The sequence below is a fragment of the Atribacterota bacterium genome (genome assembly GCA_039638595.1).
Taxonomy (GTDB): domain Bacteria; phylum Atribacterota; class Atribacteria; order Atribacterales; family Caldatribacteriaceae; genus Profundicultor; species Profundicultor thermophilus.
The window spans coordinates 1-17140 of record JBDIWM010000042.1 but is presented as its reverse complement, the minus strand read 5'-3'; the positions used below and the strand labels follow the sequence as shown (position 1 = coordinate 17140).

Below are 17140 nucleotides of genomic sequence, written 5' to 3'. Positions count from 1 at the left end.
CTAAGGGATCGATACGCAACTTTACCATCTCCTTAGAGAATAGACCTATCCGTAAAAGACCCACCTTTCACCAAGTCTCAGTTGAAGAAGGGTGAGCAGGAGTATAATCATAAAAAGAGAGAGAGCAATGCTGGAAGCGTAACCCATGGAGAAGAATCGAAACCCATGTTCATACAAATAAAGCACTATTGTCCTGGAAGAATCCCCAGGTCCACCCAGCGTCATGATAAACGGATAATCAAAGACTTGGAAGGCACCAATGAGCGCCCACACAATCGCAAAGAAGAGGGTCGGCGAAAGCATGGGGATAGTAATGTACCTAAAGCTATGCCAGCGACTTGCCCCATCAATTAAAGCGGCCTCGTAGAGGTGGCGGGGTATATTCTGCAGACCGGCTGAGAAAAGAACCACGTTGAATCCCAAGATTTTCCAGACATCCACCAGAACAATTGATAACAGAGAGTATCGGCTGGAAGTCAACCAGGGAATTTTCTTAAAACCTAGCTTCAATAGGTAGTAGTTCACAACGCCGAAATCGGTATCCAGAAGAAAAAACCAGACAACGGAAACCGCTGCAGCAGAAAGCATCACAGGCAAAAAAACAGCTGAGCGGTAGAATCCTCTGAGAACATTGTTCATCTTGGCATTGATGGCAACAGCTATGAGTAAGGCACTCACAACGTTGAAACCCACGGCAAAAATTACAAATCGAAAAGTATTGGAGTAACAAGTAAGCAGTCTACCGTCTTTTAAGAGATGAAGGTAATTGCTGAGGCCAATAAATCGAGGGGAACCCAGTATGTCCCATTTGTAGAGCGAGATGAAAATACTTGCAAACATTGGACCAATGACAAAGGTGGCGAATCCAGCAAGGGTGGGAAAAAGAAACAGATATGCAATCCGAGCCTCTTTTTTTCTCAGCAAACTCATTGTCTTTTTCAACATATATCACCCTTTCAACTCGTTCTCCCCCGGGCCGTACAGGGGTAAAAGGCACTGTTCCCCTGTACGGCCCTATCCCCAAAAGCTGACTTCCTACTGCATGATCGCCTCAAGTTCCTTTTGACAGAGATCCATTGCTTCTTTAGGACTTTTCTCATTAGCGAGAGCCTCACCAAGATACCGCAAGAAAATGTTCTCAACCTGGTTATACTGAGGCGGAGAAGGAACGGCTCGGGCATTGTCCAAGGAGTCATAGTAAAGTTCAGCATGCTTAGGAGGCAACTCATACATGGCATCACTATAGGCGATCGATCGACGAGCTGGAACACACCAGCCGAGTTTTGTCCAGTAGACCATTGATTCTTTTGAAGTGGTGAACTTCACAAACTCCCAGGCAGCATCAGGGTTCTTGGTAGCCTGTATAATAGCCACACCACCGACGCCAAACTCGGTTACTTGATCTCTCCACTTCGGCCAGAGCTGAATATCAAAATCGTACATCCCTGCATTGACAAATTGCAGAACAGGCCACCTTCCACCACCCATCATAGCAATCTGCCCGCTGGAAAAGTGGGCATAGAGGGGGTCTAGAGTTGCAGGAGCAGGAGGAGCAACCTTATACTCCCAGATCAAATCACGCATGAACTGTACTGCATCCACACAGTTGGGGTCGTTCACAAGAGGCTTCTTCCAGTCTGGCGTTAAAAATGTGGCTCCGGCATTGAAAATCCAGGGCATCGCACCAGCGAAGTACTGAAGAGGTATCTCAAAGCCGTACTGATCGACCGTGCCATCCCCATCAAAATCCTGAGTAAGCTTTTTCGCAATTTCTAAGAAATCGTCTTTTGTCCAGTCCTTGGAAGGAAAATCAACACCATTCTTTTCGAAAATCTTTGTGTTGTAGAAAATAACCATGTTATTCCACTCAATTGGGAGCATGTAAGTCTTTCCCTCATATTGAAACGCCTGAATCAGTGCTGGATGAACATCGTCAAAAAACTCTTTAAGCTCTTTCTCGTCCCTCGCAATATACTCATCTATAGGCATCATGAGCCCCTTCGTTGCACAAAGCTGCACGCCTTCAATGGCAATTCTTGCAAGATCTGGTGGTGAACCACCCGCAATCATAGTGGCAACTTTATCGAAGTACTCAGCCCAGCCCGTTGCGGGAACTGCCTGAACATCCACCACAATATCCGGGTGCTTTTCGTGGAACATATCGGCTAAATCCTTCCAAATCTTGATATCTGCTGCTGAGCCCAAGTAAACGAACCGCAACCTAACCGTATCCGCGCCAGACGCTACGGAGCTCAGCACGAAAATAACAGCCACAACTACGAACACCATCGTCATCGCATGCGATTTGCTCATTTCCCTTCCTCCTCTTCAAACTCTTGAAGTCTACAGACCGAAAAGCTCATACCCCAGCAAAAGGATCAACGAAGAACTATGAGCCCTGTCTTTTTACCTTTTAGAGCATGAATAATTCACCCCCCATCTCTTTCCAAGTCCCTTTGAGAATGCATATCGTTCCTTCAAGGAAGCCACTCATAGAGATTCCCTTAACACCAGCTTGGTCTCAATATACACATCGGTGAGCTTTTTCCCAGTTTCGATACTCTCAATGAGGCAGGCAACAGACTTCTTGCCTACCTCCGCCACCGGGTAGGGAACGGTACTCAACAGGGGACTCACGTACTGCAAAGTATCGATGTCATCAACTCCCATAAGTCCCACATCCTCCGGGACCTTAAGACCAAGACCCTTCAAGATAGACAGAACCTCAAGAGCATAAATATCACTCGAGCAGAAAACAGCCACCCGTTCCCGAGCTTTTAAAATCAGGTCCCGAATGAGGGGTCCAAAATTTCTTTCCCTAACAACGATCGGCTCGTTCAAGCCAAGTTCCTTAACGGCATCAAGATATCCACGCAAACGCTCCTCCGGGGCGTAAACATTCATGGTTCCTTGGTATCTCAAGGGGGGGCAGAGAAAAATAACCTTCTGATATCCTCTCTCAATAATAACCCGCGTTGCTTCTCTTGCCGCCTCATAATCACGTGTCCCCACAAAAGGTATGGTTTTTGAAACTCGGTTACAGATGGTAACAACGGGAATATTCAAGCCCTCAAAGAGATGCTGTAGATACCCCTCAACCTCCTCCTTTCTTCCCACAGGAGCAAGAATAATCCCATCGACCCGCCAGCTTGCCAAACGCTCAAGACACCGCATCTCTTCAGCATGGTCCTTGTTCGTCAAGGCAAGAATCAGCAAATATCCCCGCTTTCTTGCCTCCTCTTCCGCAGCATTCACTATCTGGGCAAAGAAGCGATTGTGAAGGTCGAAGACCACCATACCCAAAGTCATAGTTCTCCCCTTTACGAGACTCCGAGCTACAAGGTTTGGCTTATAGCCCACCTCCTGAGCGACCTTAAGAATCCTTGCTCTTGTTTCAGGATTAACACCCTTCCGGTTATGGAGTGCCCGGTCGATTGTGCCCCGAGAAACACCACAGAGTTCCGCAAGAACTCTAGTCGTGATCTTCCTTTGCGTCACTTCCTCCCAACCTCTCCTCAGCCAGATTTACCACAATCCCACTGAAGTCCCCACCAAGGACCTCGATGTCCCACTCAATGCCTCCGCTTTCTACTCTGCGTTGCCGATAAATACCCCAGGCCTTTCCAGTGCTCCAAAAAACGGAGAAATTATCCTGGTGAATCACTGGGTGAAAGCTCATAGTCCCCTGAACCATGTCATACTGAAAGCCACTTAAAGAAAGAAGCAGTGCCCAGCTCGACATTGCCCGCACATAGTGATGACCACATTCAACTTCATTCCAGGGATTCCGGCGATAGCCATCGTGTCGTTCTCTAACGGCCTTCACAAGTCTAAGACCCTCGTAAACAAATCCCTCCCAGATAAGTTGGGCAGCCACTTGGTATTCAGCGCCAGTCCATACCTCGTCGCAGTACACGAGAGGAAACTTTGGTCGTTTCCCCCGAGGCCAGGAACAGACGAGAAGCCCACTCTCATCCTCAAGGGCAAAAGCCCGATGAACATTATGATGCAAGCCAAGAGAAGACCGAAAATTGTGCCGGAAGATAGCGCTGATTGCCCTTCTGGCTTTCTCTTTAGGGAGAACATACCCTAACCCTGCCACATGGGCAAGAAATTGACCAAAGAGCTGGTCCGAGAGGCAACCTTCGCCAAACTGGTAACGGTAGTGGTCAACATTTTCCAGTTTCTGGACATAGTATTCTCCATTCCAGAGCAATTCGTCTATCTTCTGAGACCCCTGGGAAAAAGTTTCCTCATACCTTCTGGCCCTTTCCTCGTCACCCATAAAGCGCGCCATTTTAGTTCCTGCTAAAATGGCGGCGAGAAAGAGTATACCTGTCAGAGGGTTAGGGCCATAGAGTTCAACGTCGTGAGTAACGTGCTGTGGCCCATCGGGAATCCCATCCCCATCGGTATCCCAGTATCGTATGGCAAAATCAAGAGCCTGAGCGGCTTTCTCCCACACTTCTTTTAAGAATTCGTTATCCCCAGTCAACTTCCAGTCTCGATACAACCGGACAATGGTGCCAAGTTGTCCATCAGCAGCCGGTGGGAGTTTTCCCCACAACTCCTCGGGGTTCCAGTCCTTGTCCACACCAAAGGCCTTGATGGTCCTAAAGTTCATCCTTCCTTCTTCGTCTGTTTCGCGGAGGAACTCGACCCTCCGCATGGATTGTTCAAGCTGCGGGAAGAGAAAAGCCACAGTTTGAGCATAGTTCCAGACGTGGGTGCAGCTCCCAGGACAGCACCCTTTTGTATCAAAACATCCTTCATATCCTAGGAAAGTGCCATCTTCTATTCGAAAACAAGTTGTGCTCCGAAGGGCAACAATTCCATTAACCAAGGCTTCAATAACGTAAGAAGGCAGTGTACTGCCATAAAGGGCTCTGGTGAAATCCCTCGACTTCTGCTCAAGCCATTTCTTCTTCTCCACAACATACTCTGCAACCTCCCAGGCATCCGAAAAAAGGGTGGCATAATAGTTCCGCACAACGTCCACATCTTCAGCTTTGGTGCCATCTGTTGTATCCCAGCAAGCGACTCTATTGGGAAAATGCCAGGTAAGAAGAAACTCAAAATCCCTTTCCTCTCCAGCCTCGAGAACGCTGTGTGCTACCAGTGAACCCACTTTGACATCGGGTTTTGAGAGAGGAAACTCGTTACCCAGTAACTCAATTTCCCCCGTCTCTTCAAGCTTCCCATCTTCACAAAAATCGTCCCAGAATTCGTGAATCCCATCAAACCATCCCCCTTCATACCAGGTGGTTTTTATGGATATAGATTCCCCAGTAGTCACAAGCGTCATGGTTCCAAACTTAAGGTGATTGGAGGGAAGCGTTGAGGAGTAGAAAAGTCCCCGAAAGGCCTTTCCCTCTCGGTACTCATTTTTCCTCTCTCCTGCAAAACAGGGTCGGTTAAAATCTCCGTAACCCTCAAAGCCCACAGCGTTCAAGAGCAAAGCCACAACACTTACCCTGAGTCTCTCACCCGAGAGGTTTTTCACCCTGTATCGGAAAAGTACACAAGGAATCCCAGAGTTGTCTGGATCAAGAGGAATGAAAGGGTTGAAGGCCTCAAGAACTATACCAACAGGCGATGTCTTGTCCTCAAAACTCACCTGTACAAAGGGATACGCTACCTTCATCCAGGATTCTGCGAAACGGGGCAAACCTGCAAGTTCCCCAGAACTAAAACCGTGAGACTTGCTGAAAGGAGGCTGAATCCTGGACTCGAGAATCCTTACAAAGGGTTCTCCATTCTCTGGCTTCACCCAAAGAGCGAAGAAAGTGTATGGGAGGGAAACCCCTTTCCCAGGTCTGTTGAAAATTTCCCAGTCTCTAAACTCTCCACGAGCTCCAAGCGATACATTCCCGGTGCCAATGCCTCCAAGAGGAAAGGCTACTTCAGAGCATTTTCCTGAGAAGACCCTCGTAATCCCCGCATTGTAGAGTCCTGCCAAAAAGCAACATTCCATCTCTTGCCCTCCCCTTATTATGTGCACGTGAACGAAAACTTGTAAATATTATAACTTTCTTTTAAGCTAGTGTCAATTCCCTGCGCAATTCTACATCGTGGGAACACTACATAACGTAAGTCCAGCGCTCTTCAAGTACTCCAAGCTTCTCTCCCGACGACGGAAAGTGCCTCGGGCAATACCATACCATTAGAGGTAGTGGTTACCGAGTGCTTTTTGGCAAACTCAAAGACCGGAATACAGCTTAATCTTTTTGGAGCCCATTTCTTCAGAACAAGGGAGGAAAGGCATTAAGAGGTTAGGGGCATTCCTGAGAAAAGAGGAGAGACTTTTCTCCTTTATTTCTCCTTCGCAGAGGCACAGGGTATTTCTTCCGATTTTGGTGTATTTTGTCTTGTAGGACATAGATCTCTTGCCCTTTTTACCCACCTCGATTGTTTCTTTTCCAAAGCGATACTCAACCTCTGTTTACCCCTCGATACTCCTTGATCGCTTCTACGAGAGCTATGATATTCTCAGTAGGAACCTCGTTCATAATCTCCTGAGAAGGAGCTATGATATATTTCTTGTATCTTCCAAGCGTTTCGATACACCTGTAGACTGCTTCCCTTACTTCCCGAGGAGTTCCAAAGGGAAGAAGCTGCTGCGTGTCTATACCCCCGTGAAAGACCAGTCGATTCCAAAACTTTTGAGACAGTTCTTCAAGCGACATGGCATGAGGCTGAACGGGATGGAGTACCTGAAGGCCAATATCCAACATATCCTCTATGACCAGCCTTACATCGCCACAGGAATGGTGCATCACTACAACACCATTCTCCCGATAAACTCGCCATATTTTCTCTAAGCGGGGTTTGAAGAGTCTTTTCCAAAGGGTGGGATTCATTTGTAACCCAAGCTGACAACCATAATCATCCCCAGTCCGCACTGCATCCACTCCAAGTTGAACGAAACGATAAGCCAGCCGGACATTGTACTCCGTTATTGTATCGAGTAATTTCTCCACAAAAGGGAGATCTGTGACAAGCTTTTCCATAAAGGTCTCGTAACCTACCAGGGTCCAGGCCCTTTCAAAAAGAAGAATGTGCTGAAGACCAACAACGTTCTTTGTGGACTCACCGGAGAGTAGTGGCGCCTTTTGGTGCACGGCACAGCAATGCGACCTCCACTTTACCCCTTTACTGCTCCCTGAGTGAGTCCCCCAACAAGCTGCTGCTGTAAAAAGAGGAAAAGAACGAACACCGGGATGCAGATGAGTACCGAAGCGGCCATGAGGTTTCCCCAGTTGGTTTCGTACTGGCCCACAAAGTCAAAGATGCCCACTGGAAGGGTTCGTTTGCTCTCGCTGGTGATGAAGGTGAGGGCGAACATGAATTCCTGCCAGGTGATAAAAAAGAGGTATGCCGCCGTCGCCCCCACCCCCGGACGTACTAAGGGAACCACCACTCTCATAAAGGCCTGGAAACGGCTACACCCATCGATCATGGCGGCTTCTTCCAGTTCCTGGGGAATACTCAGGAAAAAACCCCGCAGAAACCATACTCCTACAGGCACGGAAAAGGTGAGGTACCCGATAATGAGCGAAGCGTAGGAATCGATAAGCTTGGTGGCACTCATAATTCGGTATAACGACACAATGATGGCCGCCAGAGGAAAAAGTTGACTCAGGAGGATAAGGACCAAAAAGAAGTTTCGCCCTGGAAAAAAAAGACGAGCATACCCATATGAAGAAAAGATAGCCACTGCAAGGACGATCACCGTTGCTCCCGAAGCGACGAGCAAGCTATTCAAAAAATACCGGGCGAACATTGACCCTTTTTCAAAGACATGGACGTAGTTATTCAGATTGGGACGCTTGGGGACGAGGTATGGGGGTGAAGTGAACTGTTCATCAGGACCTTTCAGGGACATGGAAAGCATCACCGCAAAGGGAAAGAGGACAAAGAAGAGTAAAAGCACTAAAAGACCGTAGGTAACCAAATAGTAAAAAAAGACCTTTTTTTTCATAACCCTTCACCCCTCCGGAAACTCGTACGGATATAGAGAAGACTAAAAATGAGCAGGAACAAAAAGTCGAGCACCGCAAACTGGGAAGCCAACCCAAAACGGAATCGTTTAAAAGCGAGGTCATACACATAGGTGGGGAAGATATGACTCCGTTCTCCCGGTCCACCACCAGTCATGACGTACACGAGTTCAAAGTAATTGAACGTCCAAATAAAGGTTAAAAGAAGAGTGGTGGTGATGATGGATCGCATGGAAGGCAAGGTCACGTTGCGGAACTTCATCCACGCCCCGGCACCGTCAATGTCTGCCGCTTCGTACAGCTCTTGAGGGACAATCTGCAACCCGGCGAGGTACATCAGGGTGGAGAAGGGAAACCCTTTCCAGATGGCGGCAAAAATGACCGCGTAAAGCGCTGTTCTGGGATGGCTCAGCCAGGTGAACGGTTGCGCAATGATACCCAATACCCGGAGATAGTGGTTGAGTAGACCAAGCTGGGGATCGTAAATGAGTCGCCACACCATTCCAGCAATCACCCCTGGCATCACCCAGGGGAGGATGACCAGTCCACGCACCAGGCTCCGTCCCGGGAAAGAACGATTAAGAAGGAGTGCCGAAGAGAACCCCAAGAGAAACTGAAACACCACTACGATAACCGTCCATACTAAAGAGTTACGAAAAACCAGAGGGAGCATCCGGTTGGCGAAAAAGCGTTGATACCCGGCCCACCCTAAATAACGGGTGGTGGTGAGCGACATATCGTATAGACTATACCGGAAAGTGAGAAAAAGAGGATAGAAAACCAGAACGAAAAGGAGTACCACCGAAGGAAGAATAAAACCGTATCCCGATACCCAATCGCGTTTTTCCCGTCTCACGAATTTAAGGGGAGGGTTTTGCCCTCCCCCTCCTCCTTTCTAAAGGGTTGAATAGTACTCCTCAAGAAGAGCATTAATTTCCTTGGTGGCGTCACGCATCGCTTCTTCAACCGTCTTTTCGTCGAGGAGAATGGCTGTGGTGGCATTCCTCTGGATTTCGGCCAGGTCAGGGTACTTGGGGAAGATGGGACGATACAAAGCGGTAGTGAGCTGTTTAAAGATGACGTCCGAGAATTTCCGTTTATTCTGCAAGAACGATTTTGCCGCTTCGATATTGGCCGGAGTCAGCGAAGAAACCCGTTCGTTGATTTCACGGCTGGTCCAGAACTCGATGAATTTCCAGGCAGCATCTTTATTGGGAGCATTCTTATAGATGACCATGTTCCATCCACCAAAAGTTCCAATGGACTCTCCATCGGCAGGTTTCGGGAAGTTGGTACATGCCCAATCCATTTCTGGAGCCCGGGCATTTATGGTATCCTGACCCCACTCACCATACCAGAACATCCCGATTTTGCCGGCGGTAAAGAGCTGGAAGGAGTCTTCCTCGGTCCGTGCTACTTCACCAGCAGGATTAATCCGCTGAAGTTTTTTGAAGAATTCCATCGCCCCAATAGCTGCAGGCTGGTCAAGCGTACACCGAGTAAAGTCTTCGTTGAGAACCGAACCCCGATTGGAGAAAATCAGCGCATCGGTAATGCATTGAATAGCGTCGCCTTTCCCCACCCACAGGGCCGTTCCCCATTGTTCACTGGTGGTCATCTTCTGCCCCATCTCGTAGAATTCGTCCCAGGTTACCGGTGGTTTTTCCGGGTCAAGCCCTGCTTTGCGGAACAAGTCTTTGTTGTAGTAGTTCAGCGCCCACACCCCAACGTCAAAGGGAACACCGTACAGTTTTCCCTGGAATACCGCTGAATCCCATGCCCCGGAGAAGTAGTTCTCTTTTTTCACCGTTTGTGACTGGGCCACGTACTCATCAAGGGGAATGATGAAATCGGCTGCTGCAAATTCCGGATTCCATATCTGATCCACGACCGATATCTCGGGTGGGTTCCCGGCAGCCGCCGCCACAAGCAGCTTATCCCGATACTCGTTATAGGGAAAAACGGCAAACTTGACCTCGATATCAGGGTAGAGTTCCTGGAACTGTTTCAAAGCTTCTTCCTGAGCCCGAATGAGCTCGACTTCTGCCTGCTTCATCAACCACACGTTGAGTGTCACTTTTTGCGTTACCCCAATAGCTGGTAACGCCATCACGATTCCCACCACCATCAACCAAACCATGAAACGACGCATTGCCTATCCAACCTCCCTTTCTAAGTAGATTCACGTTCCACTAATCGCCGGTTACCACCCATTTCCTTTTCCCTCTCACCCCCTTTGACCTTGATTCCATTTTTCAACCATTGCACTCACCACCCGCACCCGCTCGATATCGCCAGGCGGTGATATTTCGTCTGAAATGCCCAGGATGAGACGAGGAGCAAAGAGTTGCAGTACTCGTTCGGTACACTCGATGAGGTCCTCTACTGGGTAATCGGGCAAGAAGTACAACATGGGAATACCATCGATGAGAACAAGGTCATCACCCATTGCCTCCCTCAACTCTTCCAGACTGACGTCTCCCTGGGGGATAGGGGTTAAGCCCTCGATACCGTCAAAATTCCCATATTTGAGATAGGGCAAGAGTGGCTTCACTGCCCCATCGATGTGAATGTGACAGAATTTCCCTGCCCGATGGATCTGGGCTACCCTCTTTTCATAGTACGGAAGGAGATATTCTTCATAGATACGCGGTGAATCGAAGCGTCCATCGACATTTTCCCCAAAGTTTAAGATTTGAACTGGACAACTGGTGAGAACCTCATAGAGGGCATCCTCAGCTTCTTCGGCCACCCTAAGATATGTTCGCAATCGTTCCGGATAATCGTAGATAAAGGCCACAGTGGCATCGATTCCTGCATACTGCAGGAAGAGACGTTGAAAAGGAGAGCGTTCCCAGTAGAACTGAATTTCACCCAAATCGCCAAGAGCTTGTCGAGCCCTGGCGTAAAATTCCTGGTCAAAGCGGTAACGGGTATGAGTGACGATGTACTCCAAAATATCGAGATCCTCGATCTTCTTCACGGGGTGTTCCAGGTAGTGCCACGAATAGCCCCATTCACCCAAGCCTTTTTTTCCATACAGTTCCCCCTTAGGGGAACGAAAAAAAACATGGATGGCGTCTCCTTCCCGAACCTCCTCGACCGCTGCCCCACCGGTGTATTCAAAATGGATGTAGGTTTTGGGAGAGGAAATGTCGCCACCCTCCCCATAGTAGTAACGAACCGAAGCATGGAGATTTCGATAAAGGTCGAGTAAGGAAATATGCACATAATCCGGCGGGAGCGTTCCTCGACCACGATTAACGTTATACCAGTGTTCTAAACGAGGCTGCCACACCACATAACGGTTTTCACGCTGAAAAGTACGAAGTACCTCTTCTCGAAAAGAGAATGTATCCATATTCTCCTCCTTTTTCGGAAACCCTATTCAATGAGCTTTTCCACCTGATGGTCCAAAACCGACTTGGCTACAGCCAGTACCACTTCGTCTTTGCTGAGCTGACTCGCTACAATCGGCGTGACCTGAGCCGCCAGCGCAAAAATGCTCTCTCGTGCCGAGGTTATGGCCGCCTCAACGTATTCAGGAAAACCTCGACCCAGTTCCCCCCCAATGACCACCGCTTGAGGATTGAGGAGGTTAATAACATTCGCCACCCCTTTCCCTAAAAAGAGACCGGCCTCGCGCAACGTTTCAAGCACCAGGGGATTGCCCTGTTCATACTCTTTCCGCAACTGTACAAAATCCACCTCCCTTTTCATCTTCTCTCCCATCCGGCGCAAAATCGCAGAGGTGGATGTGTACTGTTCCAAACACCCCTGGTTCCCACAGTAACAGGGAATCCCCCCCACATCGACCACGGTATGGCCTATTTCTCCGGCAGTGCGATGCACCCCCCGCACGATTCGTCCCCGGTACACGATACCCCCACCGGTGCCCCAATCAGCGTAGAAATAGAAAAAGGAGTGAAACTTCTTTCCCCATCCAAAAAGGATTTCCGCCATTGCCGAAGCGCGAGCAATGTTATCGATGCTCACCGGATAGGGCAATAGGGACGAAAAAAGGGTAACCACATCGCTACTCTCCCAGCCTCCGAAAGGAGAGTTTCCCACCGTTTGGCCTGCTTTGAACTGAAAACCCGGTGTGGCAATTCCCAATCCAATCACCTGTTCTGGCATGATGGCGTTTTGCTGGCACATCACCTCGATTTGCTGGACCACCGATTCAGCGACCCGCTGCGGACCACAAGCCGCCGATATAGGGAGAGTGCGTTTTTCTACCGGGGTTCCCCGAAAATCAACCAGGACCAGGGTGGTTTCTCGAGCGACATCGACCCCGAAAGCGAAACGGTAGAGGGGGTTAAATTCGAGTAACCTCGGCTTCCTCCCCCCCCGCGAGTCCCCTTTTCCCTGTTCTAAGAACACTCCCTCCTTAATGAGACCGTCGACGATGCGAGACACCGAAGGTAATGACAAACCAACGCGTCGGGCCAGGTCAGTCCGAGAAAGAGGAGCCTGCTGGCGCATGGCCTCAAGGATATTTTTCCGATTGATTTTCCGAATAGTTTCAGGATTTCCCTTCATTACTTTCTTACGTTTCGTAAGTTTTTCTTATTCATAGCAAAAGCTTCTTTCCCCTGTCAAGGGGTTCTGAATTAATTTATTCATTTATTTATCTAAGCTAAAAAGGAGCCCTCATTTTTTCTTACAGGTCACATATCGAGTGTTTTTTCCCGTGTAACAAAAGGTAATTTGAGTCTTACTCACCAAGCTCTAAGAGGACAGCGCTTCAAAAATCACGGGAAAACGTCTCCGCTGAAATCGCCATCTTCCCAAGGAGAAATACTCCAGCGGACCTCACCATAAAAATCCTCTCTGAAACTTCGAAAGGACTCAAAAACCTTTTCATAAGGAGTCCCGCATCCGCAACGCGAGCACCATTCTGGGCACTCGGCATCCCAGGATGAAAACCTCCAGGACGCTTTCGTGAAGGTTTCGGGAAATCGCCGACACCACTTCAGAAATGCACACAAACGGACCAGGAAGAGAAACCACGTTAACGGACCTATCATCTTATGAAGAAAAATTGACGATGAATCCAGTCACGGCTTTTGAAATTCTCTCCTGTTCGTTCAACTCCTATCCAGGAAGACCAAATGCCATTCAAAACGACTTCCGATTCTCAAATCAGATCATCAAAAAACTTCAAATACCCATCTGGCCAACACAGTCCGTTACTTTTACGGAACAGTGATCCCAAAATCCATTTTGGCCCATTTTCCAGCCAATGTCTTTTCAATCTGGCTCCATACCTCTTTTGGGTTTTCCTGTGAAAACCTCGGCAACCCATTTTGGGTCAATAAATGCAAAACACTATTTGTTAAAATTGCTAAATTAAGTTAAATTTGCACAAAATACTTGACAAGTTCCAAAAATATTTATAAAATTGAATAAATTTGTAAACCAAGTTGTGCGAGGTCTGTATGTCGGTAACCATGGCTGATATTGCAAAAACATGCAAGGTATCTCTCTCCACCGTTTCTCGAGCCTTAAAAAACGATCCTCGGCTGAGCGAAGAGACCCGCAAAAGGGTCCAAGAAGTGGCGGATCAATTACACTATGTCCCCCGACAACAGCATCAAGCTCCCGGTCGGGGACGCAGCTACACCATTGCCCTGATTGTGACCGACATTTCCAACCCGTTTTTCCCTGAAATCGTGCACGGCATTGAAGACCAGGCCTTTAGCTACGACTGTAGCATAACCCTTTGGAATACAAGAGAAGATTTACACAGAGAGAAGCAATACCTCTACACCCTCAAAAAGAGTAAGGTTGCTGGAGTGATTATGGCGGCGTCACGTCTTTCCGAAGAACAAATCCTCAACTTAGTGCGTACTCCGACTCCATGTGTGCTCATCAATCGAAATATCGAGGATGTCCCAGGGGTCTGTGGTGATTATGAGCTGGGCGCATACCAGGCCACGAAGTACCTCATGAATCTTGGCCACTCCCGCATTGCGCTGATCAATGGTCCGGCCAGCGCCCAAACCAGCGTTTGGCGTGAAAGAGGTTTTAAACGAGCGCTGGAAGAAAGAGGCCTACCGCTTGAGCCAGCCTTTTTGAGCTATAATCCACCGGTCATTGAAGGGGGATACGCTGCCACCCTTCGACTCCTCTCTTTACCAGAGCCACCCACCGCTCTATTTGCATACAACGACTTAGTAGCCTTAGGAGCAATGAAAGCAGTACGAGAAAAGGGTCTGAAAATTCCTGAACACATCTCGATCATTGGATATGACGACATCTTTATCTCGGCGTACCTTGACCCCCCACTAACCACCGTGGCTCAGCCCAAATACATGATGGGCAAACTGGCTATGGATATGCTCTGGCAGCTCATCAATGGAAGAAAACTGTACAACCACTTCGTGCGCTTAAAACCGGAGTTAGTGGTTCGTTCTTCGTGTGGAGTTTTGGTGTGATTTCCAACTCAGGAAGGGCGAGGAATCAACCATGAATGGTCGACAGAGGGTTTTGACCTCCCTATCGCATCAAGAACCGGACCGAGTTCCCCTCGATATCGGAGGAAGCATTGTCACAGGAATAGATAAAAATGTATACAACGCGTGGAAATCCTATCTGGGCTTGAACGGGTCTACCCAGATTGTAGACCACATCCAGGGATTAGCCTTTATGGAAGGCGCGATGAAGGGCAAACTACACATCGATGTGGATGGTTTTTTTCCCAATTCACATCGCAAGCATCCACCATTAACACTCCAAAATGGCGTTTTGACCTTTCGTGATGAATGGGGAATCGTATGGCGTAAACCTTCTTCCAGTTTGTACTTCGATGTAGCGCAAAGCCCTCTGCAGCACGCTCAGTCCGTGCACGATATCGAGTCGCACCACTGGCCAAAACCAAGTAAAGCAGCATTGAATGATTGGGAAACCGAAGCGGAGCATCGAGATTCAAGAAGGTTAACCATCATAGAGAGCTTTGGTTCGGGAATCTTTGAAATGGCCACCCGCCTGCGAGGATACGAGCAGTTTTTAACAGACCTCTTCCTGAATCCCACCCTTGCCGAGGCGATTCTTGACCACATCCTGCAGGTGAAAATGGAGTACATCGACCTTCTCGCGCAACACCATATTCCATGCGATGTGTTGCGCGAGGGAGACGACCTGGCCACCCAACAGAGCTTACTCTTCTCCCAGCAAATGTACCGTGCATACCTTTTTCCCCGTCACCGGGACCTTTTCGCTTACGTCCGAAAAAAATTGTTTCCAAATCCCAAAATATTTTTCCACAGCTGTGGGGCCATTGCTCCCCTTCTACCGGACCTGATCGAAGCAGGCATCGACATCATTAATCCAGTGCAGTTCTCGGCTTCGGGTATGAACGTTGAGCAATTGAAAAAGGAATTTGGCGATGTTTTAACCTTCTGGGGAGGTGGTGTCGACACCCAGGCCACCTTACCCTACGGTCAACCAGACCAGGTCAAGGAGGAGGTGAAAAGACAAATCGATATTTTAGCTCCAAACGGTGGTTTCGTTTTTGCAGCGGTACACAACATCCAAAACGATGTTCCCCTGCAAAACGTTCTGGCCATGTGGGAAGCGTGGGAAGAAAACTCTCGATACTGAAATAAGGAGAAAGGAAGGGATGGTGTGTATGAAGTATCAAAAGGTACTGTGGTATGGGTGGATGGTGGTGCTCTTTTTGTGCCTTGGCATGGGAATGGCCACAGGAAAAAACGTCATTCGAGTGGGCATTATGTCCGCCCATGGCATGTCTGACTCGGCTGAAGCCATTGCGGCTCGTTTCAATGAACTCTACGGTGATACAGTCACCGTCGAGGTAACCGCTATCGGCTTCGATGTGTTGCTCGACCGGATGCTTACCGATTTCACCACTGGCTCGGGGTCCTTTGATGCTTATAGCATCGCCTACCATTGGATTGGAACGGTGGGAAACTACCTGGCCGACCTGGAAGAAATCCGCAAACAATACCCCGACATCGTTGACCCAAACTACGACTGGGAAGACTTCCCCCCGATTTTGTGGGACACCTACGCCACCTGGAAGGGCAAAAACATCGGACTCCCCTTTGTGGACGGGACACTGGTTCTCTTTTACCGCAAGGACCTTTTCGAAAACGAAGAGTACAAATCGATGTTTAAGGCAAAATACGGTTACGACCTGTACATGCCTCAAGATGGGGATACCCAATTTTTGACCATCCAGCAACTCAAAGACTATGCCGAGTTTTTCACCACGGGGGTGAAGTGGCGTGATGGAGACCAGTTTGGTATTTCCGTGCCAGCTGCAGCCGGAGATCCTGTGCTCTCCACTTTTTGCATGTTCTTTGGAGCGTACCGGAGAACCCCTGAGGGGTTAAAGGTTTTTGGGCCAGTTGACCCTGACTACGGTGATTTCTTCACCGCCGACCACAAAGTGGCCTTTGACCCTGAAATGAGTGAATTTGGCCTCAAGGCTCTTGAAGACTACCTTGCCCTCAGCAAGTACTCTCCCAACCCGTTAACCTTAGACTGGATTACCAGTTCTGAACCATTCCGCAGCGGTCTTGCCGCCATGTTTATCGGATGGGGAGGATACTGGCCCTCAATCACCGATCCGACATCACCGGTCCATGGAAAAGTCGGAGTGAGTGTTTTGCCTGCACCCCATTTAGGTGGATGGTGTGTGGCCATCAACAACGATAGTAAACTGAAGAAAGAAACCTACATGTACATTCAGATGCTGACCGGTAAGCAAGAGACAAAATACCTCTACGAAACGTTCACCGAGACGCCGACCCGTCTCTCCACCATGACTGATGAAGCATTGAAAAAGAAATACGTGGACCTTTGGGTCATGGCTCCCTCGCTGCGTTCACCCAGCGTAAGACCCAAAATCCCTGTTCTGCCGAAACTCGAATACGCCATGGGAAGAACCATCGGCAAAGCCTGGACAGGAGAGATGAGTCCCAAAGACGCCTTAAAAGCGGTGGCAGAGGAGTGGAACCGTATCGTAAAAGAAGCTGGTCTCCAGTAACCATTTGCCGATTCCTCCCCATGTGGTACCACATGGGGAGGAATCGAAACCCGGAGTGACATGGCATGAAAATCAAAAGCTCGTTAGCTCGAGCAAATGGCATTGCTCGTATGGATAAGGTTGT

The 17140-nt window shown here is 48.7% G+C and carries 13 protein-coding genes; 3 read left to right on the top strand and 10 right to left on the bottom strand.

Annotated features, from left to right (window positions below; translation table 11 throughout):
- Positions 1 to 45: 45 nt before the first annotated feature.
- The 10 genes from ABDK92_09110 to ABDK92_09065 all read right to left on the bottom strand — a co-directional run bounded on the left by ABDK92_09110 (position 46) and on the right by ABDK92_09065 (position 12542).
- Complete coding sequence (locus ABDK92_09110) at positions 46 to 945, bottom strand: sugar ABC transporter permease (GenBank protein MEN3186766.1); 900 nt, start codon at positions 943 to 945, stop codon at positions 46 to 48.
- A gap of 90 nt (positions 946 to 1035) precedes the next feature.
- The gene (locus tag ABDK92_09105) at positions 1036 to 2313 is read right to left on the bottom strand and encodes a sugar ABC transporter substrate-binding protein (GenBank protein ID MEN3186765.1); all 1278 of its coding nucleotides are present in this window, start codon (positions 2311 to 2313) and stop codon (positions 1036 to 1038) included.
- A gap of 177 nt (positions 2314 to 2490) precedes the next feature.
- On the bottom strand, positions 2491 to 3498 hold the full coding sequence (locus tag ABDK92_09100) for a LacI family DNA-binding transcriptional regulator (protein MEN3186764.1): 1008 nt from the start codon (positions 3496 to 3498) through the stop codon (positions 2491 to 2493).
- A complete protein-coding gene (locus tag ABDK92_09095; protein ID MEN3186763.1) occupies positions 3473 to 5974 on the bottom strand; it encodes a GH116 family glycosyl-hydrolase in 2502 nt (833 codons plus the stop codon). The genes ABDK92_09100 and ABDK92_09095 overlap by 26 nt, the downstream gene beginning before the upstream one ends.
- A gap of 457 nt (positions 5975 to 6431) precedes the next feature.
- The gene (locus tag ABDK92_09090) at positions 6432 to 7121 is read right to left on the bottom strand and encodes a uroporphyrinogen decarboxylase family protein (GenBank protein MEN3186762.1); all 690 of its coding nucleotides are present in this window, start codon (positions 7119 to 7121) and stop codon (positions 6432 to 6434) included.
- Between the two features lie 23 nt (positions 7122 to 7144).
- Positions 7145 to 7981, bottom strand: coding sequence for a carbohydrate ABC transporter permease (locus ABDK92_09085; protein ID MEN3186761.1), 837 nt, complete (start codon positions 7979 to 7981; stop codon positions 7145 to 7147).
- Positions 7978 to 8856 (bottom strand): sugar ABC transporter permease, encoded by an 879-nt coding sequence (locus ABDK92_09080; GenBank protein ID MEN3186760.1) that lies wholly within the window; start codon positions 8854 to 8856, stop codon positions 7978 to 7980. The genes ABDK92_09085 and ABDK92_09080 overlap by 4 nt, the downstream gene beginning before the upstream one ends.
- A 39-nt stretch (positions 8857 to 8895) precedes the next feature.
- A complete protein-coding gene (locus ABDK92_09075; GenBank protein MEN3186759.1) occupies positions 8896 to 10152 on the bottom strand; it encodes an ABC transporter substrate-binding protein in 1257 nt (418 codons plus the stop codon).
- 75 nt (positions 10153 to 10227) lie between these two features.
- The gene (locus ABDK92_09070; protein MEN3186758.1) at positions 10228 to 11361 is read right to left on the bottom strand and encodes a uroporphyrinogen decarboxylase family protein; all 1134 of its coding nucleotides are present in this window, start codon (positions 11359 to 11361) and stop codon (positions 10228 to 10230) included.
- Positions 11362 to 11384: 23 nt separating this feature from the next.
- Complete coding sequence (locus tag ABDK92_09065; GenBank protein MEN3186757.1) at positions 11385 to 12542, bottom strand: ROK family transcriptional regulator; 1158 nt, start codon at positions 12540 to 12542, stop codon at positions 11385 to 11387.
- Between the two features lie 899 nt (positions 12543 to 13441).
- Between ABDK92_09065 and ABDK92_09060 the strand changes: the two genes are divergently transcribed.
- From ABDK92_09060 to ABDK92_09050, 3 genes are read left to right on the top strand one after another with little or no spacing between them, the layout of a single operon-like run.
- On the top strand, positions 13442 to 14440 hold the full coding sequence (locus ABDK92_09060; GenBank protein ID MEN3186756.1) for a LacI family DNA-binding transcriptional regulator: 999 nt from the start codon (positions 13442 to 13444) through the stop codon (positions 14438 to 14440).
- Positions 14441 to 14471: 31 nt separating this feature from the next.
- Positions 14472 to 15605 carry a uroporphyrinogen decarboxylase family protein gene (locus tag ABDK92_09055; GenBank protein MEN3186755.1) on the top strand — a complete coding sequence of 378 codons (1134 nt, stop codon included), beginning with the start codon at positions 14472 to 14474 and terminating at the stop codon, positions 15603 to 15605.
- A gap of 28 nt (positions 15606 to 15633) precedes the next feature.
- A complete protein-coding gene (locus tag ABDK92_09050; protein MEN3186754.1) occupies positions 15634 to 17016 on the top strand; it encodes an extracellular solute-binding protein in 1383 nt (460 codons plus the stop codon).
- Positions 17017 to 17140 lie beyond the last annotated feature (124 nt).